Origin of the sequence: Glaciimonas soli, from assembly GCF_009497155.1 — a bacterium.
GTDB classification, from domain to species: domain Bacteria; phylum Pseudomonadota; class Gammaproteobacteria; order Burkholderiales; family Burkholderiaceae_D; genus Glaciimonas; species Glaciimonas soli.
In genome coordinates, this window is the sequence record NZ_WINI01000006.1 from 46,741 (window position 1) to 71,827 (window position 25,087).

The following is a 25,087-nucleotide window of genomic DNA, read 5'->3' on the forward strand; positions in this document are numbered from 1 at the left end:
AATCAAAACTATAAGCAACTCGAAACTCTCAATAAGACATTATTTCAATCAATTTTTTCTCAAAAATTGACAAATTTTATGTGCTAAAAACATAAGACTATTTGTCGTGTAAAAACGCCTTCGGGCGAAGAACCGCGGCATCGTAAGCCGTGGAGATTTACCGGTGCCATTGACGATATCTTCAAGAAAAATTCGTCAATATAAGTCGATCGAGCTGATTGCTAACCCTAGAAAAAACGGCACGCGCCAGCCCCGCACCATCAATGCTTCAGGCGCAAACGTCTTTATAAGTGTTGCTACGACCAGTGCAGCAGCCGTTCGCTGACGCGTCTCTTAGGGGCGGAATGGATGTTGCCATGCGAGACCGGCGATGACATCGATAAATCGTTCATCGGATATTTCGAAAAAATCGGACTCCCTCCACCGAGCCGTATCTTACGTTGCCAGTCTCTTTCCACGTCGCTTATGTTGCTAAAGACGACGGATTTGATCGGGATCGCCACCGAATCAACATTTCAACTCGACATGAAGCAGCACAAAATCTCGACGTTGCGGGTGAGCGAGACATTCCCGGAAATCGTCATATCAACGGTCATACGCCGCGATCACCCTCTCACCTCGGCAGCACAACGCTTCCTTTCTTGCATCGAAGAAGCGGCGAAGTTGCTTGCATTCTCCCGGGCGCAATCACGCTAGTGCAGACGAATGCAACACTGGTTGTCAAACAGCGTGCAACACTTTCCAGATTTGAGGTGGAACCGGTAACGCTTCTTATCGTTATAAACAGCGGAAAAACCGCCCTCACAATAGCGATAAAGTGGAAAGTATTGGGCGCTGATTGACAAGCAGTCCATCCAAATTAAAAAAACAATAGGTTCACGCTGCAGCTTCAACAAATTTTGTCAATGCGACACAACTGCTTCAATTCGCTTCATAGTTTTCCCATAAAAATCTATGGCATTAAGCCCGCTCAATGACGGGCTGCTTGTACTTAGAAATAATTCCGGCGCTAACAACTAAGCCGCCATAATTATCAAAATCCGTATTGGATATATTGGCAAAAGTAGTTCCAGACGAACCTTGAAATAAATTAACTGCTGAATTCAAATTAAAAAACAGGCTATTTGAAATCTGTAAATCATCAGCGCCGCCACTGAGAACCCCTGTAGTCTTGCCGTCGTTATAAATCGACATCTGATTGGGCGTTAAATTAAAAGGCCAGATATGCAACCTTGAAAGGCGGATTGAATCAAACAACCCATCTATGGAAATGGCAGTATTAAACACTGACATATGTCATGTCGCCTTGTTTGATATCGTGCCATTAGGGCGAGAAATGCCATTCGTGCCAGGATCTGCTTTCAGTGCAAGAGACCGTAATACGCTGCTATTTAGATTCCGACCAGACCGGGGCTGGGTTCGTTTGGCTTCGAGATGACCCGTTCCATCAATTTGTCGAAGTAAGCTCTGGCTTGGGCTCTGAGCGAAACACCGGTCAATATTTGTTACCGGTCCGCGAAAAAAACGACTTGCCGTTATCCCCATTTATGGGTGAGCTATTTTGCGGAATCGCCATTGCTCTATTTCTAAAAAATAGAGCGGCATATTTTCACGGCTCTCGAAACATCAACGAGACACTCCGGCCCTGGCGCGGCGATTTGAGGACGGCTGTTTCTACGAAACTAACCTAACGTGAATCACGTCGCATCGAACGATGGCACATGTCGACTGTCACTATGAACATGGAAATGTGATTATCGGATGGGTACCTGCCCCGCACTCTGCCGGATATGCGCCGGCAACAGCGTGACGAGATAGTGCAGTATCAGTGGGGCCAGCACGAAGTCGTCGACGATCCCGACCACTGGCAATACCAGATTGAAGGGGGCAAAGAAATACATAGTGAGCAGCACGATCGCCGGCAAAAACCAGCGCGGACGATCAACATGCCGCAACGCAAACCAGGAGGTGCGCAGGTCGCTCTTGCTCATACGCAAAAAGATAAAAAATAATTTCTTCATAAAATTTAATATGAAAACTCTCACCCCCGCAGAGCACGGGTGTAACAGTAGTGAGGTGATAACAGAACTAAAAAATTTTCCTTGCCGCGACTGCAGCAAGGAAAAACGATGTACAGATTACTAGCACTAAAAGCCGCTCCTTACCCAGTGCCTTCCATCTCGTACGATCGTTAAAGCGTCGGAACGACTTAGGATCAATCAGGCGACACCGCGTAATGCGGTTAGATCGGTGTCGATGAATAAAAAAGTCTGACACAAATTAAAACTGTTTGACACAAGATAAAAAAGTTTGACACAAAACAGTCCTATTTTAGGCATGCAGGTACATTCCATTCGGATAGTCTCATAGGGCAGCAGTGATAAAGTTGTGTCAAACTTTTTTATTGCAAGAATGTGACCACAGTCTATTTTGACGTGTTTGTGTCAAACTTCATTAATGACGGTGACAGAAGTTGATTTCGGTAAGCCTCTGATTTATATAGTGCAGTTGTGTCAAACTTTTTTATTCGTCCACAATCGGGCGTAATCCGCGGTTTGTGTTCCGACGACGAAAGCATTTTTGGTCTCTGCTTTTCGGCGAAATTCTCAACACCGTCGGCGGAGATGGTCGCGAGAAAATCCAGGACATTCCGATGGTAATCGACCCGCATCTCAGCTTCCAATAATTGCCGTTCTGCTTGAAACAAAGCAAGGCGCGCATCACTCAATTCCCTATCAGCCAGTTTTTCCGGCGTCAGTACATATTTCATCGCGAATTTATTCAGCCATGTCATGTTGCCACCTGTATTCTCATTGGGACGATTTGATATTAAATCATTCTATTCAAGAGCAATCGGTATTGGACATGATTTAACCAAATTTTGCATATTTTCAACACACAATGACGCAATAACCGTACCTCATTCAAGTATTTTCATCGGCTGATATTCACAAACGATCTTTGGGATACGTTGTACGCCGCACCCGCGAATTGACCTTGTCCCCGAAAAACGTATCTCTTACTGAGGCTGTAAACTAACCGGTAAGGAGAATCGCAAAATGGCAAAGCAAGGACAAGTAAGAGCCCGTTACACGGCGGAATTCAAACAAGAATCGGTAAGACTAGTGCAAGCTGGTGAAAGTATTGCAGCAGTCAGCAGGAATATCGCGGTAAGTGAACAAACATTGTACAACTGGGTAAAAGCAGTGCGAGATGGTCAATTAAGCGAAGCTGAAAGCCCTGTTGTCACGCCGGAGAAAATGGAATTAGGCGGATTCAACCGGTCGTCGCAACACTCGATTGTTGAACAGATTGTATATATTTATTCAGCGCTTCGGCAGGTGTTATCCAGCTAGGCGTTTTTAGTGACCTGGCGTTCAACGTATTGGCCACGGCCTGGATTTCTTGAGCACTCCATCGAGATAGATCTGTGCCCTTTGGGAAATATTGTCGCAGAAGCCCATTCGTATTCTCATTCGTCCCACGCTGCCATGGGCTGTGCGGGTCGGCGAAGAAGACCTTTACACCAGATTCGATGGTGAAGCGAACATGATCTGAGAACTCTTTACCACGATCCCAAGTTAACGATCGCCATAGCTCGGCAGGTATGCCTATGACGCTCTTCTTAAGCGCATTTGCCATGGTGACAGCTCCGTAGCCTGCTAACGCAGGGCCATTTTTCGTTCGGGGAATCAGGCCATAGCCTTGTTCCCGAGGCAGGTGCACGAGCATGGTGAATCGAGTAGATCTTTCCACTAGTGTCCCGATCGCAGACCGGTTAAGGCCGATGATCAGGTGTCCCTCCTAATGGCCTGGCACAGCACGATCTTGCACCTCTGCGGGACGGTTGGAGATCATCACATCTTCGCTAACATGCGCCCAAGCCTTGGCTTGCGCTCTGGCCCGCGGCACGCGTAACGCTCTGCCGGTGCGCAGGTAGCTTACTAGCTCGCGCTTGAGAGCACCGCGCCCTTGAATGTAGAGAGCCTGGTAAATGGCTTCGTGAGAAATACGCATGGATTCATCATCCCGGAAATCGATTTTCAGCCGGTTAGCTATTTGTTCAGGCGACCAGCCACTGACCCATTTGCGATCGGCGCGATGTGGTTTATTGCGCCCCTTAAACGGTGCCTGACGAGGACCGGCAATCTCACGGCCATCGATGTCATGAACCTTACCTTCCAAACGATCTTGCACATAGTGACGTAGCTGCGGGTTAGTCGTCAGCTTTGCTGGCTTTGGCCTTTTAGCGACACGCTCAGCCTTCCACTGCGCCACCGATGCCCGATATTCGAGGCGCCCACAACGTGTGGCAGCATTGCGCTTGAGCTCCCGCGAAACCGTCGATGGGCTACGTTCAATACGACGAGCAATCTCGGGCACTCCGATCCCTTGTACCGAGAGTAATCCAATTTCTTCTCGTTCCGCGAACGACAAGTATTTCCCCGACGTCGGGTTCGACATAAAAAGTGGCATACCGCCACGATAGCGGAACCAGCGTGAACCTACTGCCGATGATACGCCAACTGCCTCTGCCGCTTTCTCGCTTGTGATCCCGGTGGCGATCTGTTTCCAAAACAGACGCTCCATCTCACTCCGGAGCGACGGCGCACCCGGCGAGTGCATCGCTTCTCGCCCTGTTATCTTTTGCACCCATTCCACACTCCGACCCATGAAACACCTCTTTGATTAACTGTGTTGCGACGACCGGCTGAATCCGCCCAATTCGGTAGCGATGATTTCGCACGCTGGTGCAAGGACAAGGGGCTTGTTCCTAGTATGAGTCGCAGAGTCATTTTTTAGCAGTTTGAAGAAGGAGCGCATCAAACGAAAAATCTATCGGACGCGTGATGAAACAAAATCAGACATTTTTGATTACATCGAATCGTTTTGCAATTGCAAACGCCGTCATCGCTACATAGATCAAATGAGTCCTTTGGCTTGCGAGAAACTACATCGCGGAAGTTGAAAAACGTCTGCAAGATTGGGGGAAGTCCACACGGTTCTACTTTGATATGCTAATAAAAATGGCCGACATCGCTGTGAGCTGCTTCTATACTACTTATTGCTATTCGTTGCAATATACGACCGTAGTTGTCGTCACACTTGAGGGGCTACAGATCGTTGATTGTATAGGCCAGATCATGCCAATTATGCGATGTTTTCTCCCCGCGTCTTTTACTGGGGAAGCGCATATTGGCAATTTCTCGCAACGCTTGCTCATCCAGCTCGGGGTCTCCGCAGCTTTTCTTGATCTTCACATTTGTTACATATCCAGCCGTATCCAGGTAAACGCGGACGAATACCCTGTTCGCTTGAGTCGCTGCCGGTTCAACCGCTCTCGATAGTAGTTTGTCCAATAGACTCATTTGACCGCCTTCCTTCGATAGTTTTTACTTGACATGGCTTCAGTTAGATTCCAGATCGCCAGCAAATAAACGACTGTCCCCTGAAAAGGTGCAGGAACAATCCATTTTAAAATCAGAAGGAACAGGTATATGAAAAAATTGATCGTGGTCGCCGCATTGGGCTTGCTTACCTCGCTCACTGCCAGTGCCGCCGGCAATGTCGTTCTTGAAAGTCCTGGCACCGCCGACCGAAGCCGCCAGCACACTGGCCGTGTTCGGTCCGATGCCTAGGATCGTGCGTTGACACTTGAGCACTTTCTTCAAGCGCTTGAATTGCTGGTGTGTCCACCATGATCGGAGCATGGTCATCAAGTACATGCAATAGAGCCCCGCTAGTCTGCTCTGACCACGATTGCCTTGCGCTCGACATCAGCTCCAGACGCTGCGTTTCGCGCTCGATTCCAAGCCTCACAGAAGTCGCTGGTTGACCTCGAATCAGATCCGTGATCTGGTTGAGGGACATCGCGGAGGTCGACCGGTCGTCGATCATAGTGATCCGGTCGCCTGGTTTTACGCCAGTGAGTTCAGCCGGCGCGCCGGGAATCACAGCGCGCACGAGCGCACCCGTGCTATTTAGCGGCATGGTGATCGCAATACCAATGCCGACAAGCGATTGCGTCGCGACCGGGAGTTTCAGCCACTTACCCTGCATGGCGGTATAGCAGTCGGTGCACTGCAGCGAACCATCACGCTCGCGCCGGAAGCGAAATATCGGCCTCTCGGCCGATGTGCATCCCTCCGGCCGCGACGTATCGAACAACGTCAGACCCTGTTCATTCTGGCACACGCCCATCGTATTGCGCATCATCGGTAACCGCGAGTCGGCCAGAATGCCGAACGACACATACGCGATGTCGCCTTTCACCACGATCGCAGGCTGAGCTGGCTCGATCAATTGCCCTTTGCGCCACGCGGCCCATGCCCTCTTCAGATCCGGATAGGATGCGGCCACATAGGTGCCGTTGAGCGGACCGTCCGGATTTACTGGGCGCTGCCGCAGTCCGGGTGGCAAGATGATGCTCGGAAGGTACTGCGGCGCCACCTCCTCGCTGCGCAACTGGCCGTCTCTGAATGTCAGCATGAAAAATTTGCCAGCACGTTCGGCGAGCCTCTGTCCGGCTTCGTTGAAATCCGCCACTACGTCATATGCAGGTGCCTTGACCGGCTGTCCTTTGCTATCGACGAAGCTCGTCAGATTGTCTTTCCGCACCTCGATCAAGCCGATGGTGTTGAGCGTTTCGGTTCGGACGCTCTGGTAGATGAAAGGCAGCACGAGCTCGCCCGTGTTCGCGTCAAGCACGCCGTATTGCGAGCCGAGCCGGGTCTCGGCCAAGTCCGGGAATTCGATGTCCAGACGGTCGTAGCCGGCGTCGTTGAGTGGTTTGCCGTTCTTGTAGAGGTAGTACTTGCCGTCGCGCTCGGTCACTTGCGAGGCGACTGCGGCCATCGTGGCGCCGGCCGATTCGCTTGCTGCGAACGCGGGTGACGCTATTAGTATCTGGGATAACAGCGCAAAGGCGGCGGCCAAGATCGGCTTGCTGCCGCGCCATGAGACCTTCTGCGTTATGAAAAACTCGCCGTTCCGCATGAAGCTTTCCTCTCCTTGGCATGTTCGCTCATTTTTTGGAACTTCCTTAAACCATTCATTTAATTTCACAACAGCGTCTTAGTAGCATCCTAACGGATCAAAGATGAAGTAAATTCGAAGGGCGGATACCGAGCCCTTCGAATTGCCTCATCTTTCAACGGCTTGAGTTATATCTTTTTTTTGCGGCATATTTGATCAGGATGATCACACCAGCAAGCTAGCATGATCCCGCCTGGGGCTTGATTGCATACGGCTCTATCGAATTTGACTGCTTAGGCCGTAGTAGCATGTGTCCCGAATGCAAGCAGATTACATCCACATGCTGTACGGTGGCCGTGCAGCGCAACAGGCTTGCCGTTGTCCGTAATCATGACGCTCTTATTAATAGCGGTTAGGACTTGCGTCTCTGTGGCTCTCAAAGCCTCTTTCATCGTGTGGGCCATGCCAATCACTGCGGCCTCTTTCTCGATCTGGCGCAACAATACAGCCACTTAAAAGCGTGGCAACGGCAAACAAAAGGATCAGGTGCTTCATGTCAATTCCACATAATATAAAGGAAGGACATTTTTACATCATTTCTCATCGTAGGCTACTTGAAATTAGCAGGAGGTCCACCTGTCTCGATACTTGATTACCCGGCTTGCACTGATCTGTGCAAAGGTTGGATGGGTATAGCGATTTGCGAGCGCGCGGAGCGCAGGCAAATGGGCATACGATTCGACATTCGAATTTCATTCTCATTAAAAAGGTGCATCGCAATAAAAAATAATTCCCGCCCCGCTTGTTCTCCAAGCGTGTTACTTATTTTTTGCCCGATTCTTTCAATAATTCAGCCAAATAAGATTGCCACGCCGCTGCATATGTATGTGTGCCATGACCATGTGTCTGATCGCTGACCGGGATAACAACGTAACGGCCGTTTTTAATTTTCTTTACTTGTTCTTCGGCGATTTTTATTTCAGGCGGATTGATGAAATCGTCTGCCGAGTTGACCCACATTACGGGCACCGTGATTTTATCTAAATTGGCAGAAGGATCGTAATCGCGGGATGCACTGATTTGATACAGCACATCGTTGGCATCGAGCGTTGCAAGGTCTTTTTTCACATACTCGCCGACATAGGCATCTGCGGCATCACGGGTCGGATATTCTTTTTGCAGTTGATGCGACGCGCTGCCGGCAATTAGCAACATGTCTGCTGCGATGCGTAAGCCTTGTTGCGGCTGGACTTTGTAATCGCCACCCTGCCACGCAGGGTCATTGATAATTCCGTCAATAATCATCTTGCGCCAAGCGCGATTACGCCCGGCAATCGGTACCGCCTGGCAAGCCAGCGGCATTAGCGCATCCATGAATGACGGATAAACCTCGCCCCACACAAAAGAATGCATGCAACCCATGGAGGTTCCCATCACTAATCGCAGGTGATCCACGCCCAACCCCTTCGTGACCAACGCATATTGTGCAGCGACCATATCGTCATAATCGTATTTAGGAAAACGCGCGTGCAAGCCATCGCTTGGTTTTGATGATTTTCCGTGACCGATGCCATCGGGCAGAATGATGTACATTTTTGCGGGATCAAGTAAGCTCCCCGGCGCAAACAAAACGTTGGCAAATTGTGGCCGCAAGAACTGATGACCGTCGCCGCCGGTGCCATGCATGACAATTACCGCATTGGTCACATGCCCGTCCGCATCGCGTTTTGGCGTTCCCAGCGTGGTGTAGTGCAACTTCAGCGCGGGCATTGTTTCACCGGAACGGAACTTGAAATCATGTACGACGAAATCCCCTTCTCGCGTCGTCAGTGCAGGCGCAGATTGTGCGATCGCTGCAGTGACGGCAAAGCAGATGGCACTCGTGAAGGTTGCTGCGACACATTTGGATAAAAAATTGAACATAGTGATGCCTCGAAGTTTTTAGTTGTTGAATAACTATATTTGCTAAGTATTGTCGACGTATCAATGCGCTGTAAATCTCCGCAAGCAACAATGAAATAAAATCCATCTTTTTGTTTTTTTCCTACTTGCTCACAGTAGAACGAACGCCTGAATTTTCCTTTGTGGCCGGCGCCAGGCGATTGCCGCCAGCGCCGGTGAATTAAAAGTGTTTCGCCAGTCAAAGGAGTTGCATTGCTTCGGCAACTGATCAGCGTTTCGCCCTGTCCCAGCGTGATTAACAGCCGATACGCGGATCACATAGCCGATGCTGTCACGATAAACTTCAGCCAGTTATTCACCATCGAATTGTGTAAGGATTGTCACCAAGCCGCCAGTTAGCGTCAACTTCACTTCGTCGCATATTACCTACTTTTTCAAGGCGGAAATTGGATGCTTTGATTGGTTTTACAATGGTTAACAAATAGCGTTGTCCAACGGCACGTGAGCCTGGGCGACGGCTCTCATCCTGACGCATTAGACGTATCTTTACCGCTAAAACACCAACTGGACCAACGTTAAGCAATGTCTCTCTCGGGCAATGTGGTAAAGCACTTTCACAAGATCAGATACCAGGCTCAGCACGCAAATATGCCGTTTGAGAGGCGTGATAAGGTTCACTGGGCTTTAATGGAATGGACGCTCCTTTCAGTTACGCGGGATATTCCCGCTATTTTGGCACTTCGATGCCGTTTTGAAAGAGGGCGTCCATTCCATTAAGGCCTGTACGTTATATACCAATCCGATTGAAGTAGCATATCGCCCTATTGGCGCAGTTTCGGGAGGTGCCAAGTCCAGGCTATGATCTACGGGCTACACCCTCGCCCTGTCATTCCTGCATTATTGTCAATTACTCCATAAAACCTACTATTTTAACCACGCACAAAGAAACTTTCTTGACGGATATCATGCAAATTCCGTAGGGCAACGTAACAATCGGCATTGAATAGCCGATAGAATATAAATAATGTAAATTTGTTGTCGATGATTGCAAAGATTGCATGGAATATTTTGGACCACTGAAATGCATAACTCATCAGGTGCACTTGCCGATATAGATCCGGTATCAGCCGGATTCACTATAGACCGGGATGGTTTTGTTTCTTACAGAGACTCACTTCTCTTTTTGCCTCCCAAGGAACGCGGGGCCTTCCGTCTGTTGCTAAATGCTTGGCCGAAAGTCGTTTCAAAAGAAGATTTTTCAAAAAATGTCTGGGCTGGGCGCATGTCAGATGAAAGTTTGGCGCGCTGTATTACGCAACTACGTCGAACTCTCTCCAATCTTGGCGTGGTGGCGATTGATGCCTTTTATGGACAAGGCTATCGTTTGGCGATTTTAGCGGATAAAGTGCGGCGATTGTCCGCTGTGCCGGCGATGGTTCATTCCCCCCAGAAATCCGATGTGGCAAAGCCGCATGCTGCACTAGTCGAGGCTTGCATTCACGCTCGGCAATTACTTGAACGTCGTTCGCCGGATGCCTTTTCCCAAGCTGAAGTTATACTCAAAAATGTCATCTCCAAGGCCCCCAACTATATGATGGCCAAACTGTTGCTCGCACAATACGTAGCCGAGCGCGCATTTTTCGATGGGAATATACAGCGCTCACAAATCGACGATGCTCTTGGCGAATTAAGATCAGTTCAAAATGCCGAACCCTATTTGCAAGGCCTGCAATCAGTGACGGGCTACCTTCTTGATTGCAAGTGGCATTTCGATGAGGCCAGGGTCGCGCACAAACAGGCCTTGCAAATGTCTCCCGACGATGACGTCGCCTATTATCGTTATGGTTATCATCTGATCTACACTAATGCCGGATCAGAGGCAGTCAACGCTTTCCGTTTCGCAGCTCAACTCAATCCGTTCTCCGCGAACATCGCCACCATGCTGGTACGCGCCTGCGCTTGCGCAAACATGGATCCGGCCGAAGTATTGGCGCAAGCACGAAGCGCATATTCAGCGCATCCGAACAGTCCCTGGACTTATGTGATCCTGCTCTTTACCTTAGCCTGGGTGGACCCGCAACCGGAACTCGCCCACGCCGCACGTCATTTCGTGGAAAAGAACCGCTATGCGCACGCCCTCACTTCCAGGGGCGTTGCTTACATACTTGCGCGTTGCGGTGATCATGCAGGAGCGCTGGAAGTCATTGAAAAGCATAGCAGTATCCATGGGATACATCTGGCGGCTTTAACTGCAATGGGAATGCTTGACGAGGCAATGATAAAAGTGAAAGCTGCTGCTGAAACCGGATTTGGCGGCTTGCCTTATTCACTCAACGCTCCAGAATGTGCAGCGTTTAAACAGCATCCTGACTATCCTTTGGTGCATGAGAAAGTATTTTCCCGTATGCCAAAAAAATAAATTTAGCGGCAATCCGAATATGACATTTTCCTTGGTGCAACTAATATTGAACCAAATGGAATGGACGTCCTCTCTGAGAAGAGGTAGAGAAAACTAGATGAGCTTGGAAAGCTTTAGTTTTCAGCTGCTAAATTGGAGGCTTGCTCGCTAGCCTCAACCGTAGGTGAGGACGCGGGTTCGATTCCCGCCGCCTCCACCATCACTTTGATAAACCGTTAGCGACTAACGGTTTATCGTCATAATCGGCGTACTCAGAACGATATTCGTAAATATTGTTTTGAGTACAGTTGTAAGCCAAAACTCTTCTTTTCTCATCGCCCTTCTGGTTTATTTTTGCGTTGTTCAGCAGCCACTGACGTGCTGTTGCAGGCCGATTCGTAATTTGTCGTTCGCGCCCTAAATGGTTTCAGATAACGTTAAAAACCACCTCCCATAGCCGAACCACCTCCGCCCATGCCACGTCCCTTGCCAGCGGGTTTATTCTTGGGCGCCTCCGAGCTGCGGTCGCAAGCAGCTGTATCGACACGTTGTAGCCGATCGGCCAGGAAATCCCTTGCAGTCTGCCGTTGATGGTCGTCGAGAGCATCGTTCATGGTCAGCCACAGCTCGCGCAGTTGATGCCCGTCCTGTAACGACAAAGCCGATTCCGCATCAATCGCAGCCGATAACTGACGCAGATCAAGCGCCGGATTGCTCAAGCCGTTGACCATACTCGCCTGGATTTCATGCTGCCGCCTTTCGCGCTCTCTGATGATCGCGTGCGATTTGCTTTCCAACTGATTCCATAAGATTTTCTGGTTTGAATTCAGATGCAAATCGTCCTTCACAACGTCGGCTGCCGACAAGAGGTCTTCACTACGAATATCCATCACCGGCGAGGCCAGTGCAGACATCGCCAGCCCCAGACTCAGGCTAGTTACGACGACTAGTGAAGCACGCTTAAAAATTGATGCCTGTGGCTTTTTGTGCATTGCTGTTTCCTCGAATTAAAACCTGTATTTAACCGGAGTTGTCGCGCCAAGTCGGCACATGAATCATTTGGTAACAGCAGGCCGCCTATTGATACATCCTGTTGCCGCGCGCAATTTATCGTTGTTGGCGCGGATTGCTTCGTTGGCGGGACTTAAGCAAAGGAGAAGTTGAGATGCCGACGGGCGCTCCTATCTTGTCGTGCGCCTCCAGATGGCAATTGAAATGCACCAAAGGGCAATACTCACAGTCACCAAGGTCCAATTTCTTTCGACTATTGCTTGTACGAAGATGGGACACTTCAATTGCATTTTAATCACTGCTTGGTCGAATCAAAATCGATGCGGCAAACAGAATGCAACCCCCACTACTTCCTTCAATGAGATCGCCCATGCGAATCGAACTGAGTTTTACACTTGCCATGGCGATGGCTCTTTCAGGAAGCGGAGCCGCTCTCGCCGATGACAATACAGTAGTAACGTCGCAGGAAGTACCGATCACGAATCCCGAAAGTGGAACTGCTCCCACAGTTAACAATACTGTTGCAACGTCGAAAGGAGGACTGTTCACGGATCCCGAAGACGGGCATTTCGATATGTCGCGCTGGCTGCTGGAACACCGTGGCTTTCTGCCGGTTCCCATCATCGTTACCGATCCCGCAGTAGGATATGGAGGCGGCATTGGGCTGGCGTTCTTCAGTCGGCCTGAAGGTAGCGCACCAACGCGTACCAGACCCGATGGCAGCATCGCGATGATCGCCCCGAACATCTACGGCATTGGCGCCATGAAAACCGAGGATGGCACCAAGGCGCTCGGCTTCGGCGGGGTCATGCACTTCGACAACGATACGTGGCGCTATCGCGGCGGTGTGGGTTTGGTAGATATGAACCTGGATTTCTATACCAATGGCGTGTTAGGAGCAGCGCAGAAGATCGGTGTCAACATGAAAGGTGTCGTGTCCGCACAACAGGTGTTCCGCCGCATCGGCGATCAAGATCTGTTCCTGATCGGTAGCTGGATCTTTATGGACATTGATCCACGTCTAAACCTCGCCTCCGACCGCGCTCTTCTTACGAATCTGGATTTCAAACAGCGCAGTTCTGCATTGGGCCTGGCGCTGGAATACGATACCCGTGACAACCCGTTCACACCGTCCAGCGGCTACGAGGCCTCATTGGATACATATTTCTATGACAAGGCGTTCGGCAGCGACGTCACGTTCCAAAGTTACCGCGCACACGTATTCGGTTACTGGCCGCTGGCCAAATCCGTCGTACTCGGCCTGCGTGCAGACGGCCGCATGGTCAACGGTGACGTGCCATTCTACCGCCTGCCGTATATCGACCTGCGCGGCATACCGTCGGTGCGCTATCAAGGACAGCGCGTTGGCATGCTGGAAAGCGAGGTACGTTGGAACGTTACGCCGCGTTGGGGACTGGTGGCATTCACTGGTGTCGGACGTGCCTGGGGCGAGCGAACTACGTTCGACGAAGCCAGCAACGAGGTTTCAAAGGGTGTCGGTTTTCGCTATGAGATCGCGCGCAAGCTGGGCTTACATGTAGGCGTGGATTACGCGTGGGGGCCGGAGAACAAGACGTTCTACATTCAAGTCGGCAGCGCCTGGCGCTAGGCTTGAGGGGGAATACCTCTCCTTGCGCATCATTATGTTTTGTCCCATACACGGCACTGAAACAGGACCAAGACTATCTAAAAATGCGCAATGGCAAACCCGGATTGGTATCCTCATAGGTCAAGAAACGGCTGACAAACAATGTCACCCTTTGAATTTTCAAATCATTTCAACTTTACCTGTAGCCAGCTTGTATACCCCGCCAACAATCATTAGCTTTTTTTGGCTGACAGCATCGCTCAAAATCTTCGATGAACTCTGGAGTTTGCCGACGTTATCGACAACGTTCTGGCGAATAGCATTATCGAGCAGGCTGCCGCTCTGACTTAACACTTGTTGAACAGCAGGCTTAAGTGCATCGGCTATTGCCTGAATCTGACCTGGATATTTCGCATTATCTTTTTCCGCCTTGACAGCCGCATCTATTGCACCACAACTATCATGTCCAAGCACCATGATCAAAGGCGCATTCAACACAGCTACGGCGTATTCAAGGCTACCAAGACCATCGTCGGTAACAAAATTTCCAGCAATGCGTACCGCGAAAATATCTCCACGCGCACTATCAAAAGCATATTCTGGAGCGATGCGAGAATCGGCACAACTTAGCAAGGCCGCATACGGATTCTGGCCACCTTCCAATGCTTCCCGCTCGTGACGAAAATCATGGCGACGCGCGACGCCTTTCACATAACGGGCATTGCCTGCCATCAGATGCTTTAGTGCTTCCTGAGGCGTCAATATATTTTGTGGCTTTGGGGGAGACTTGTCATTTTTCGAGGATGCAAACACATCGGTTGTCAGCAGTTGACTCGATAGTGCTGCGATACCGACTGCCGAGGTGCCAGTCAATTGGAGGAATCTACGACGCGTGGGAAGCGTATGAATATCAGATTTACACATTTTGTGCCTCACTAAAAGCTGATAAGAATTATCGATGTGCCAAGTGAAAGGTCAAAGTCCTGTGTGACATTGGAGCGGGCTAATTCTGCGGAGACTGGACAAGTCCATAATCGAAAAATTGTCTTTAATTCACCGTAAGTTATCTACTGAGGCCCGCTCTCTTCCCGCATAATATACCCATGTTGCGCAGGCGTCGTTTTGCGTACTGTTTAAGGTACTTCTTATCTGGCCGTTCAGAATTACAATTCAACCGGACCTCCGGTTTCACTTCTCCGCCAGAGAAATTTAATAAGACAATTTCGTAAAAATGGTAAATCCCGAAAAATTGAAAGTTAAACGCAAGTCGAGTTCCAAATGACACTTGGGTTTGATCTGTTGATGCGCGTCTATTACAACGTCATAGACCCGATTTTTGTCCGTTTGCGCAAGCAAGAACGCCTGAATGACTGGGCTTCTGACGGACATCCTCAGACGTTAGATCTTAATCTGAGCGAAAACTTGGCAAAAGGCGCCGGTGCCGCGATGGCGTTACAACGCTTTCGGCGCGTCGCGCTCCGCTATGACATGCGGTTTGGTGCAGAAAACGCGCAACGAGCCAAGCGACGTGCAACACCGATGATGCTCGATCTCAGTACATGCATCGACAACGAGGCGTTCGAGCGAATATTACGGCGACATTCCAACCGGACTCTGCCCAAAATTCGTAAAGCACTGCGCCTGAACTATTCGGTCAGGCAGTTTGCGCTGCCCATGCATGTCTATGACCTGCACGAGGTTAAAATTTCGATGCCGATTCGCAGTGGCGGCCCCGTCGCGGCACGCTGGTTGCTCAAACCGGACGATCTCGCGACACCGGCACAAACGTCTGTTGCGGCAGATGTTCCTGAGTGTCCGACTCACTGGACAGTCTGGTGGGGCGTATTTCTGCCGGAGCCGGGGCACATGAATGGGGCTCTGCAAACGAATGAACGGCTGGTGGCCTATATTAAGTTGACGCGGTGTGGTGATGTAGTGCATTACCTCGATATCATGGGGCACAAAGATCACCTGGAAAATGGCGTAATGATGCTGGTTCATGCACACATCGTGGCATGGTTGCAACAGGCCGCGGAACCTTCGGCCGTCGGCGTAAAGGCCATCTGGTACGGTGCATTGGAACATGGCGTACCCGGTCTCATCACCTGGAAAAAGCGGGCAGGGTTTGTTCCGGTGCGTGTCCGATTGCATCTCTCGGCGGATGCGGGCATAAGTGAACAAAAGCGCCTCGTCGAAGAGGTTCTCGAAACTACTTAAAACACAACAAATCCTTACCAACACCTACTGAGGAATGCCATGGTAACCCAAGCAGAAAAAGCGTCGATCTTTCAAGCATTACACCAACAACAAGGCGCTTTCATCATTCCCAATCCATGGGATCAAGGTAGCGCTCACCTTCTGGAAATTCTCGGCTTCAAAGCATTAGCAACGACCAGTGCCGGTTACGCCTTTACTCTGGGAAAAGCGGACGGCCAGGTGGGACGCGAACAAATGATGCGTCATCTTATCGAGCTCACTTCAGCGACAACGCTGCCGGTCAGTGCTGACCTGGAGAATGGTTTCGGTGACGCCCCGGAATATGTCGCAGAAACGATCTTGCTTGCCGGGCAGTCTGGTGTCGTTGGGGGATCGATTGAGGACTCAACCGGACGAGCAGACGATCCTATATATACAATCGATGTGGCGGCGGAGCGCATACGCGCAGCGGCTGAGGCAGCCCGTTCTTTGCCATTTAAGTTCACGCTAACGGCAAGAGCAGAGAACTTCCTTGTCGGCAGAGCAGATCTCAAGGACACCATCAAGAGATTGCAAGCCTACCAAGATGCCGGTGCAGATGTGTTGTTTGCACCTGGCCTGAAAACCCGTGATGATATTGCGGCCGTGGTCAGCTCCGTCGACAGACCAGTTAACGTGATCATGGGCATGGCGGGCGTGAAACTGACTCTTGGCGACCTGGCCGATATCGGCGTGAAACGTGTAAGCACTGGCAGCTCATTGGCCCGCGTTGCTCTCGCTGCTTTCATCAAAGCTGCAAAAGAATTGCAAGATCAGGGTACCTTCAATTATGCTGACCTTGTGATTCCCTCGCCACAAATTAATGCGCTGTTTTCACAAAACACGAGGTAGCCTTGAACCTGGAACCATTCATTCTTGCTAGTGATGTTATCAACTATGACCACCCGTCTGTCGCGAAATTAGCATTAGCATTAAAAGCCGAAACGCCGGAAGCGACAGCCAAGCGCTGCTTTGATTGGGTGCGAGACAATATTCAGCATTGCGTCGACTTTAAGCGGGAAGAAGTTCCTTATGTAGCTTCCGATGTGCTAACCATAGGAACCGGGTTTTGCACTGCCAAAAGCCATTTGTTAGTCGCTTTGTTGCGCGTCAATAAAATACCTGCTGGTTTCTGCTATCAGCGATTAACACTGAATGGAGCTAACCCGCCTTATTGTTTGCACGGATTTGTTGCTGTGTGGCTGGACGGTTTTGGTTGGTACCGCTGCGATGCACGCGGTAATAAAGCAGGAATACATTGTGAATTTACCCCGGGAATTGAGAACCTTGCCTTTCCAGTGCAATATCCAGGCGAATGCATCTACCCTGTCGTTTTAGCGGAACCATGGCCAGAACTGATACAGGCAATGGATGAGCTAGAGAATACTTCTGCGTATCTTGTCGCGCCGATCGATTTGCCTCCACCACAATAAAAAATTCTGAGTGCCCTCAACTTTTCACTTCAAAAATCTCTTACATATTTTCATTTCGATTAGCACGTCCATTTGCGAGCGCTAAGACTCGACGTGTTGGTTATGCAATGTCATGCCCGAATAGACGAAATAAACTGATCCAAAATCACGATGCTTTCCCCAAGCGCCTCACGCTCATTGAGCTCCCAACTTGGAAACTGGCCATCGATGTACATGCGCCCCAAACCGTAGACCAGTGCACGTGCGGCGATTTGATGTCGGCCTACATCTCCGGTTCTTAACAAACCTGCCGCAGCAGCCTGCTGCATCAACACCGTCATTTTGGTGCGAATCACATCATTGCGCTGCCGAAGAGTTGAGCCCTCAAAATTAATGACAGCACGGGTTGAGATCACCTGAAAATGCGTGGGATTGGCAAATACCCAGCGTAAAAAACCAACACCTATTGCACGAAACTGTAACAACGGATTTTCATCAGCGGCGGCTTGTAAGGACAAATTAATCTCCCCAGTCAACCGGTCAATCGCTTCCTCGGCTACCGCCGTCAGCAATGCAGTGCGTGTTGCAAAATGGCGAAACGGAGCGCCAGGGGAAACGCCTGTCATTTTGGCGACTTCCCTCACACTCACGGCATCCAGACCGCGTGCTTCGATTAGCTGCACTGCGGCTTCCAACAACGCTTTGCGAAGATCGCCATGATGGTAGCTGCGAGGCTCCTCTGAGAGAGAACGTTTATTTGTCATAGTAGGAAATTTTCGCGGCAGGTAAATGTAATCATTGCACACATTCTATGGAAGTCTCGCTATAATCGCAAATGTAATCATCGATTACATTTGTGCAATTCACTTTTGAGGACTTCATGAAACTCCCATTACCGGTCTTGCGTTACCTTATCATTCCATTTTTCGTTCAAACGCTGAGCATCGCCCGCGCCGATGATCACGATGCTCACTCCCTGCCTGCGATATCAGCAGAACCTGCGGCACAATTGTTTGTTGATGCACCATTGCCCGGCCCATTGGCAAAAGGCTTGGTGGTCGTACCGTTTCGCACCGAGCATGCGAAGATCGTTCCCGTATACGGCGAAGCCGCTACGCATGTAGTCCCACGCATCAGCCATCTGCATATCACACTGGATCACGCATCCTGGCATTGGCTACAGACGAATGACGAACCCATCGTCATTCAGGGATTGTCACACGGACCGCATCAACTGATGGTGGAGTTGGCAGACGCAAATCATCATCAGCTTGCGATGCAAACCGTGGGCTTTGCTATCCCCTGACTCCAGTTGAGTGGTCGCTCATTTTGAATTCGAAGGCATGTTGCAGATAAAAAATGGGCATCTCAAATAGGTGCCCATTTTTATTGACGAGGAAAATAAAACGGCGCTGTTTTCATTGCTTTTTAGACACTGAAAAAATCTCAATACCGGACAACGCATCACCAAATATGATGAATAAAAATTTAAAATCATCTGAAAATGTGCTTTTTTTATGCCCTTCACTCTATAAATTCCCCTCAGCATAGAAACATAAAAGTAGAATCTCTCACACATACCAAAAGCAAGACTTACAAGATATTTCCTGGCATCGAGCTATGCCTGCATACGGAGACGAATGACTATGACACGACCAGAGTGCATCAAACATTGGCAAGAAATTCAAAGTGAGGACAACGCTAGCTACCCCAACAGTTCAGAACTGTTGGCGATCAGCTCGCGGTTCGGCAAAGTCTTTGGCCTGACGCGCTTAGGTATCCATCATCAGGTATTGCCACCAGGTCGGCGTACGTCGTGGCCGCATGCTGAGAAAACGGAAGAGGAATTTGTCTACGTAATTGACGGGACGCCAGACGCCTGGATTGATGGCGCTTTGCACAGACTGGCTCCCGGCGACGGCGTTGGCTTCCCGCCTGGTACCGGCATCACACATACCTTCATCAATAATACCGACTCGGACGTGCGTTTGTTGGTAGTGGGCGAACATCGTTCGGACAATCAGTTCTGCTACCCACTGCATCCCAAAAGGAATGCAGAAGTCGGTGAATCATATTGGAACGACGCCCCCGCTGCTTCGCTTGCTGGACATGATGGCTTGCCCGATGCGCTGCGCAAATCGAATGGGCCATTCTAAACGTGCGCCGTCATCTGCAATTTGCTCCATCACGCAATAAATTCCGCAACAAGCGTGTTAAATCATTTTCTGCGAGTTTGACGTTCGTTATATTGGCTGCATTGTTCAGTCACTCGGCATCCGCGCAAGAAGCAACGCAGAGCATCGCACCTTTTCCGGCAACTGGAAAACCTCGCCCACGCATCGGCTTGGTGCTTTCTGGCGGCGGTGCGCGCGGCTACGCGCATTTGGGCGTATTGAAAGTATTGGAAGAACTGCATGTTCCAGTCGACTACATTGCTGGCACCAGCATGGGTGCGGTAGTAGGCGGGCTTTATGCCAGTGGCTTATCCGCCAATAATCTGGAAACCAAATTAAATAAAACCAACCTTAGTGATATTGCTTTTGATCGCAATGAACGTCAGCAATTAACTGAGTCACAACGCGAGGACAACTATCAATATCCGATTGGTTTGAATGCCGGATATGGTGACGGAAAACTTAAAATACCAGCGGGTCTGGTGCAAGGCAATCGCTTGTTGGCATTGATGCAAAATTGGACTCCGCAATTGCCAGGCAATATCAATTTTGACGATTTACCGATCCCCTTTCGTGCGGTCGCAACCGATCTTGGTACTGGTGAAGAAGTGGTATTAACACACGGTTCTTTACCGCGCGCGATTCGTTCCAGCATGGCCGTACCGGGCTTATTTGCACCATATGAACTGGATGGCCGAACTCTGGTCGATGGTGGACTGGTCAGTAATTTACCGGTTCAGCAAGCGCGCGACATGGGTGCGGACATCATCATTGCCGTGAATATTTCGACACCATTGGAAGACGCGGCGAACCTGGAATCAGCAACCTCGGTAGCACAACAAATGATTACCATTTTGCTGCGTCAAAATGTCAAAGCACAACTAGCCTTGTTGAAACCTGATGATGTGCTGATTGAGCCCGATTTAGGGGATATTTCCGTTACCGATTTTGCGCGCGGTAAAGATGGCGTCGCAGCGGGTGAAAAAGCGGCGCAACAAATGACCGAGAAATTGCGCGCATTCTCTTTATCACCTGACCAGTGGCAAGCTTATTTGAAGGCTAAGCAACCTACCAGACTTGCTGGAAAATTATTAACAGCAGAAACGCGCATTGATACCATCGACATCACCGCCAAAGGCAGAGTCCCGGCGCGCGTCGTGCAACAGCAACTGGATGTGCATGTTGGCGATCGTTATGATGTGGATACTCTCAATCAGGATTTGGCGCGACTATCGACCAATGGTGATTTTAAAAGTGTGACACAAGAATTGGTCAGTGAGAATGGCAACAACATCCTGAAAGTCAATGCCGAAGAAAAATCGTGGGGCCCACAATTTCTCTTATTCGGATTTGGCATGTCCAGCGGCTTTGATGCACACGGCGACTTCAATTTGCAGGTTGGCCACCGCTTCCCGTGGATCACCGCCAGCGGGTTGGAGTGGCGTAACGATGTGATACTCGGTACCTCCCAGATAAAGTTGCATAGCGAATTACGACAACCAATATGGGACACCGTCGGTGTATATCTTGCTCCCTATGTTGAGTATGGGCGCCGCCGTTCTGATATCTACCTTGACGATAGCAGCCCCGGTGCCGACACTTTGCCTATTACCGCATATCAATTGGACACCTCCATCGTCGGCGCAGATATCGGTGTTCCGATAGGACGATTGGGCGAATTCCGTGCAGGGATCAATTATCGTTGGTTCCATGGCTCACCTGCTTATAATGTGTCTTACCTGCAACTCGAAGACTCAGGTAACGTTCGCATTAATCAGGCAACGGCTCATGCCGCAATAACCATAGATCAGTTGGACGACCCGTTATTTCCTCGCAAAGGTTATTACTTGTATGCGAACACCGATCTGGCATTATCCAAGACAGACAATCCATATAACCAAGTCAGCGTAAAGGGATTGTGGGCAACCAGTTATGGATCACACACGTTCAACATTGCGCTGGAAGGTTCCGGCGTTTATGGAGAAAGCGGCAGCAATCCGAACAGTTTCGGCACCGACGGTTTAGGATTTACGTTAGGCGGTTTCCAGCATTTGTCGGCGTATGCCACCAATCAATTCACTGGTGATTACCTACTATATGCGCGGATGACCTATCTGAATAACTTACGGAAATTTACCCTGCCCGGCTTTACCAGTACGGTGTTAGGCAGCAGTCTGGAAATTGGTGATACCTGGATAGAACGCAACGATTTTGGTCACGGGCCGTACAAGAAAAGTGTCAGCCTGTTTTTGGGCGGAAATAGCTTGATTGGGCCACTCTATTTCGGCTTCGCCATGGCACCACAAGGCGTATGGAATGCATATCTGCAATTGGGTCGAGTGTTTTAACAGGACTCGCGCAAATTCATGCATTCAGCTCCCCTCGCTCGCGGGAAAGAGACTGGAAGAAAAGGAACACTCGACGTATTTCGCGGATGTGCTCCTCTTATTTCAAGCTCTCTCCCGCAAGTTGGAGAGAGAGGGGGACTGATCTTTACGCAGACATCAATTTTTTCGACGGTAGCTTCAGTGTATCCGCCAACCCTGGAATCTCAGGTACTAATTGTGGATATCTCGACAAATGCATAGTCTGTTCCAGTGCAATTGCCAAACGACGTTGTCCACCTTCGGACATCGGTGTCATCGGCAAACGCAACGTATTGCATAAACGGTTTTGCAAGGCTAACGCCGCTTTGACTGGCGCTGGATTTGGTTCTGAAAACAGAATACGAATCAACGGTAAAAGATTGTCGAAAATCGCCCGTGCCTGCGCCACTTCGCCGGCTCGCATCAAGGCATATAAACGCACATAAAGATCAGGCCGAATATGGGCCGCAGCCGAGATCGCACCGTGACCACCCAATAACAGTGTTGGCAAAATTAAAGTGTCGTCGCCGCATAAAACCTGCAACTCCGTGTTGTGCACCAACTCCGTCAGTTGCAATACGTCGCCACCGCTTTCTTTAATCGCGACGAACTGTGGGTTTTTCGCCAGTAATTCCACCGTTCCCAACGTGATGTTGACGCCGGTTCGACCGGGAATGTTATAAATAATAATCGGATGATCCGTCTCAGCAGCGATAGCCTGAAAATGGCGCACAATGCCGACCTGCGCAGGTTTCACATAAGCTGGTGCGGATATCAACAAACCAGCAAGATCATAACAATTAAATCGCGCCGCCTTGGCGGCCACCGCTCGCGTGTCATTACCGGCAATTCCCATCACAACAGGACAACGACCATCCACCGCTTCAATCACTGCTTCTAGCAATGTGGTTTGCTCTTCCTCCGACAACGTAGCCGCTTCACCAGTGGTACCGCCCACCACTAAACCGTGCACACCGTTTTCTACCATGTGATCGGCCAATTTTTGCGCGGCATCCACGTCAATATGTTGATCCTGCGACTGTGCAAACGGTGTGACTAAAGGAACCCAAATACCTTCAAAGATAGACATGATTTTCTCGCTTAGTTTAATAGCTGGAAATGCGTTGAAAATTAGACTCACTTAACATGGCTTAATCTTGCCAAATTCTGCACTCGGTAAATTTTGCATTACCGAAATCATCAACTGATTAACGGCAGAGGTGCTGAGCCCTAACCAAACCCGCATACGAGTAGCATGTGCCATCGGTTGAATGCGGATGAATGTCACCACACCACCGGCCATGACTAAACGTCGCAATTGCGTGACGCACTCGGTGCTAATCGTCAAATCCATAATGCATGCTTTTGCAACGTGTTGCTGTGCTTGCACAGATGGCAAGAATGAAAAATTCGATGCCTGAAACTGATTCGCTCTCATCTATAACTTTCGTCGTTACGATGGAATCAAGATTAATGGATCGCTCGTAAAGATGGTCTAAAAATATTGCGTTGCAATGTAAACATGTCGTAAAAAAACAAAGTCCATTTTTACAGCACAGGATGTATTCATAAAAGGCGATTAAATTGACACAATCACGCCCCTGTTAGAAAATTCGCCATCGTCGATTTTGACTAACCCATTTTTATAGGAAAGGAACGGCATGCCACGTACGGCTATCAACTCCAGAAAGTCATAGCCCCTGCATGTGCTCGGGCGATGACGATTTATCATTGCCCCGAGCTGGTCGTTCTGCTTCTTGAACCCCGGTGAGGAAACTCGCCGGGGTTTTGCTTTATGCACTCTCGGCCTTAGTGATATATACCCATGAGGATTTACGATGAAGATAAAAATAAAACTGCCAAAATCAGCCAAGCCGCGCAACCCGCTGGTTGCGCCCAGCAAGTTTCGCAAAGCCGGAACACATGCGCCCAGCAACCCGACGCGTCACGCCAGACGCGATGCCAAACATCGTTTGTACATGCAACTAACTGGTCGCAAGATCGAAGATGATGCGTAATGTCATTTCAAGTCAGCATAAGATGAACCTATAATGCGGAAACAACTTTCATCACCTACCCTCCAATACCATGCCAGTTTCCCTCGATAATCTGCTCGTCATCGGTATCTCATCTCGTGCCCTATTTGATTTGGAGGCCGAGCAAGTCATTTTCGAAACTCAGGGATTAGCGGCATTTAGGCAGCATCAACTTGACAACGAAAGTCAGATACTAAAAACGGGGGCGGCGTTTGCATTGGTGAAAGCGTTGTTGAAATTAAATCAGTTGCAAGCTGACAGACGCCTGGTTGAAGTCGTCATCATGTCGCGCAATTCGACGGAAACCTCGCTGCGTATCTTCAATTCCATCGAGCACTACGGCCTGGATATTACGCGTGCGGTGTTGTCAGGCGGCGCGCCATTGGCACCGTATTTACAAGCGTTCAATGTAAGTTTATTTTTGTCGCTTCATGAAGACGATGTCCAGGCTGCGATTAATGCAGGTACTGCAGCAGCGCTGCTGTATCAAAAACCAACGCAGTCACATGAAGTAGAAAACGTCGATCAAATCCGCATCGCTTTTGACGGCGATGCAGTGATTTTTTCCGACGCTTCCGAACAAATTTATCAAACTGATGGAATTGAAGCATTCGATAGACATGAACGTGAAAATGCGACTAAGGCATTACCAGAAGGCCCGTTCGCACGCTTGTTGATGGCGCTATCCTATATCCAGAATCAATGCAAAAACGCCGATGGTCGGATGGCACCTATTCGCACTGCGCTGGTTACCGCGCGCGCGTCGCCAGCACACGAACGCGTTATTCGCACCTTGCGTGCATGGGATGTGACGATAGATGAAACGTTTTTTATGGGTGGCGTTGCGAAATCAGATGTATTGGCGGCCTTTAAACCTCACATGTTTTTTGACGATCATCCCGACCATTGCGAACGGGCGTCGGATCGCGTGCAAACGGGACGCGTGCCTTGGCGTACGAATTGATTCAATTTCCGCTGGCAAAAAAAAAG

The 25,087-nt window shown here is 49.7% G+C and carries 23 protein-coding genes and 3 pseudogenes; 13 read left to right on the plus strand and 13 right to left on the minus strand.

Features of this window, described 5'->3' with window-relative positions; genetic code table 11:
* Positions 1 to 321 precede the first annotated feature (321 nt).
* Complete coding sequence (locus GEV47_RS11370; RefSeq protein WP_228124685.1) at positions 322 to 696, plus strand: LysR substrate-binding domain-containing protein; 375 nt, start codon at positions 322 to 324, stop codon at positions 694 to 696.
* Positions 697 to 960: 264 nt separating this feature from the next.
* Here the strand turns inward: GEV47_RS11370 and GEV47_RS11375 are convergent, their stop codons facing one another.
* The 3 genes from GEV47_RS11375 to GEV47_RS11385 form a co-directional block, all read right to left on the minus strand.
* Positions 961 to 1,293, minus strand: a complete 333-nt coding sequence (locus tag GEV47_RS11375; protein WP_153234897.1) for a hypothetical protein — start codon at positions 1,291 to 1,293, stop codon at positions 961 to 963.
* A gap of 461 nt (positions 1,294 to 1,754) precedes the next feature.
* Entirely contained in the window at positions 1,755 to 2,021 is a 267-nt protein-coding gene (locus GEV47_RS11380; protein WP_153234898.1) for a YkvA family protein, read from the minus strand.
* Positions 2,022 to 2,425: 404 nt separating this feature from the next.
* A complete protein-coding gene (locus GEV47_RS11385; protein WP_153234899.1) occupies positions 2,426 to 2,794 on the minus strand; it encodes a hypothetical protein in 369 nt (122 codons plus the stop codon).
* A 265-nt stretch (positions 2,795 to 3,059) separates the two neighbouring features.
* On the opposite strand from GEV47_RS11385, the pseudogene GEV47_RS11390 reads away from it, so the two are divergent.
* Positions 3,060 to 3,269, plus strand: a pseudogene (locus GEV47_RS11390) (transposase); the annotation flags it as partial.
* Positions 3,270 to 3,276: 7 nt separating this feature from the next.
* Here GEV47_RS11390 and GEV47_RS11395 read toward each other — a convergent pair.
* Positions 3,277 to 4,674: pseudogene (locus tag GEV47_RS11395) on the minus strand (IS30 family transposase).
* A gap of 109 nt (positions 4,675 to 4,783) precedes the next feature.
* On the opposite strand from GEV47_RS11395, the pseudogene GEV47_RS19550 reads away from it, so the two are divergent.
* Positions 4,784 to 4,969: pseudogene (locus tag GEV47_RS19550) on the plus strand (IS3 family transposase); the annotation flags it as partial.
* 145 nt (positions 4,970 to 5,114) lie between these two features.
* Here the strand turns inward: GEV47_RS19550 and GEV47_RS11405 are convergent.
* The 4 genes from GEV47_RS11405 to GEV47_RS11420 all read right to left on the minus strand — a co-directional run bounded on the left by GEV47_RS11405 (position 5,115) and on the right by GEV47_RS11420 (position 8,898).
* A complete protein-coding gene (locus tag GEV47_RS11405; protein ID WP_153234902.1) occupies positions 5,115 to 5,369 on the minus strand; it encodes an energy transducer TonB in 255 nt (84 codons plus the stop codon).
* A 175-nt stretch (positions 5,370 to 5,544) separates the two neighbouring features.
* Positions 5,545 to 7,065, minus strand: coding sequence for a PDZ domain-containing protein (locus tag GEV47_RS11410; protein WP_322741618.1), 1,521 nt, complete (start codon positions 7,063 to 7,065; stop codon positions 5,545 to 5,547).
* Positions 7,066 to 7,268: 203 nt separating this feature from the next.
* Positions 7,269 to 7,487, minus strand: a complete 219-nt coding sequence (locus tag GEV47_RS11415) for a PAAR domain-containing protein (RefSeq protein ID WP_153234904.1) — start codon at positions 7,485 to 7,487, stop codon at positions 7,269 to 7,271.
* Positions 7,488 to 7,797: 310 nt separating this feature from the next.
* The gene (locus GEV47_RS11420) at positions 7,798 to 8,898 is read right to left on the minus strand and encodes an alpha/beta fold hydrolase (RefSeq protein WP_153234905.1); all 1,101 of its coding nucleotides are present in this window, start codon (positions 8,896 to 8,898) and stop codon (positions 7,798 to 7,800) included.
* A 1,060-nt stretch (positions 8,899 to 9,958) separates the two neighbouring features.
* Between GEV47_RS11420 and GEV47_RS11425 the strand changes: the two genes are divergently transcribed.
* Positions 9,959 to 11,296: a winged helix-turn-helix domain-containing protein gene (locus GEV47_RS11425; protein WP_153234906.1), complete on the plus strand. Its 1,338-nt coding sequence runs from the start codon at positions 9,959 to 9,961 to the stop codon at positions 11,294 to 11,296.
* 416 nt (positions 11,297 to 11,712) lie between these two features.
* Here GEV47_RS11425 and GEV47_RS11430 read toward each other — a convergent pair whose 3' ends face one another.
* The gene (locus GEV47_RS11430) at positions 11,713 to 12,267 is read right to left on the minus strand and encodes a hypothetical protein (protein WP_153234907.1); all 555 of its coding nucleotides are present in this window, start codon (positions 12,265 to 12,267) and stop codon (positions 11,713 to 11,715) included.
* 389 nt (positions 12,268 to 12,656) lie between these two features.
* Between GEV47_RS11430 and GEV47_RS11435 the strand changes: the two genes are divergently transcribed.
* A complete protein-coding gene (locus tag GEV47_RS11435) occupies positions 12,657 to 13,895 on the plus strand; it encodes a BamA/TamA family outer membrane protein (RefSeq protein ID WP_228124677.1) in 1,239 nt (412 codons plus the stop codon).
* Between the two features lie 159 nt (positions 13,896 to 14,054).
* Here GEV47_RS11435 and GEV47_RS11440 read toward each other — a convergent pair whose 3' ends face one another.
* Positions 14,055 to 14,798: a carbonic anhydrase gene (locus tag GEV47_RS11440; RefSeq protein ID WP_153234908.1), complete on the minus strand. Its 744-nt coding sequence runs from the start codon at positions 14,796 to 14,798 to the stop codon at positions 14,055 to 14,057.
* A 354-nt stretch (positions 14,799 to 15,152) separates the two neighbouring features.
* On the opposite strand from GEV47_RS11440, the gene GEV47_RS11445 reads away from it, so the two are divergent.
* Genes GEV47_RS11445 through GEV47_RS11455 form a run of 3 tightly spaced genes read left to right on the plus strand, consistent with a single transcriptional unit; the run spans position 15,153 to position 17,542 of the window.
* Positions 15,153 to 16,091 carry a hypothetical protein gene (locus tag GEV47_RS11445; protein WP_153234909.1) on the plus strand — a complete coding sequence of 313 codons (939 nt, stop codon included), beginning with the start codon at positions 15,153 to 15,155 and terminating at the stop codon, positions 16,089 to 16,091.
* Positions 16,092 to 16,130: 39 nt separating this feature from the next.
* Positions 16,131 to 16,961 carry an isocitrate lyase/PEP mutase family protein gene (locus GEV47_RS11450; protein ID WP_153234910.1) on the plus strand — a complete coding sequence of 277 codons (831 nt, stop codon included), beginning with the start codon at positions 16,131 to 16,133 and terminating at the stop codon, positions 16,959 to 16,961.
* Positions 16,962 to 16,963: 2 nt separating this feature from the next.
* Positions 16,964 to 17,542, plus strand: coding sequence for a transglutaminase-like domain-containing protein (locus GEV47_RS11455; RefSeq protein ID WP_153234911.1), 579 nt, complete (start codon positions 16,964 to 16,966; stop codon positions 17,540 to 17,542).
* A gap of 110 nt (positions 17,543 to 17,652) precedes the next feature.
* Here GEV47_RS11455 and GEV47_RS11460 read toward each other — a convergent pair whose 3' ends face one another.
* Positions 17,653 to 18,285 carry a TetR/AcrR family transcriptional regulator gene (locus tag GEV47_RS11460; RefSeq protein ID WP_153234912.1) on the minus strand — a complete coding sequence of 211 codons (633 nt, stop codon included), beginning with the start codon at positions 18,283 to 18,285 and terminating at the stop codon, positions 17,653 to 17,655.
* 116 nt (positions 18,286 to 18,401) lie between these two features.
* On the opposite strand from GEV47_RS11460, the gene GEV47_RS11465 reads away from it, so the two are divergent.
* From GEV47_RS11465 to GEV47_RS11475, 3 genes are all read left to right on the plus strand, one after another.
* Entirely contained in the window at positions 18,402 to 18,827 is a 426-nt protein-coding gene (locus GEV47_RS11465) for a DUF6130 family protein (protein WP_153234913.1), read from the plus strand.
* 340 nt (positions 18,828 to 19,167) lie between these two features.
* Positions 19,168 to 19,677: a cupin domain-containing protein gene (locus GEV47_RS11470; protein ID WP_153235058.1), complete on the plus strand. Its 510-nt coding sequence runs from the start codon at positions 19,168 to 19,170 to the stop codon at positions 19,675 to 19,677.
* A gap of 77 nt (positions 19,678 to 19,754) precedes the next feature.
* Entirely contained in the window at positions 19,755 to 22,043 is a 2,289-nt protein-coding gene (locus GEV47_RS11475) for a patatin-like phospholipase family protein (RefSeq protein WP_153234914.1), read from the plus strand.
* A gap of 145 nt (positions 22,044 to 22,188) precedes the next feature.
* Here the strand turns inward: GEV47_RS11475 and dapA are convergent, their stop codons facing one another.
* Together dapA and GEV47_RS11485 are read right to left on the minus strand one after the other, a co-directional pair.
* Entirely contained in the window at positions 22,189 to 23,151 is a 963-nt protein-coding gene (dapA, locus tag GEV47_RS11480; protein WP_153234915.1) for a 4-hydroxy-tetrahydrodipicolinate synthase, read from the minus strand.
* 51 nt (positions 23,152 to 23,202) lie between these two features.
* Entirely contained in the window at positions 23,203 to 23,499 is a 297-nt protein-coding gene (locus GEV47_RS11485) for a hypothetical protein (protein ID WP_153234916.1), read from the minus strand.
* Positions 23,500 to 23,899: 400 nt separating this feature from the next.
* On the opposite strand from GEV47_RS11485, the gene GEV47_RS11490 reads away from it, so the two are divergent.
* Positions 23,900 to 24,079 (plus strand): hypothetical protein, encoded by a 180-nt coding sequence (locus GEV47_RS11490; protein ID WP_153234917.1) that lies wholly within the window; start codon positions 23,900 to 23,902, stop codon positions 24,077 to 24,079.
* A gap of 70 nt (positions 24,080 to 24,149) precedes the next feature.
* Complete coding sequence (locus tag GEV47_RS11495; RefSeq protein WP_153234918.1) at positions 24,150 to 25,061, plus strand: 5'-nucleotidase; 912 nt, start codon at positions 24,150 to 24,152, stop codon at positions 25,059 to 25,061.
* The last annotated feature ends 26 nt before the right edge of the window (positions 25,062 to 25,087 follow it).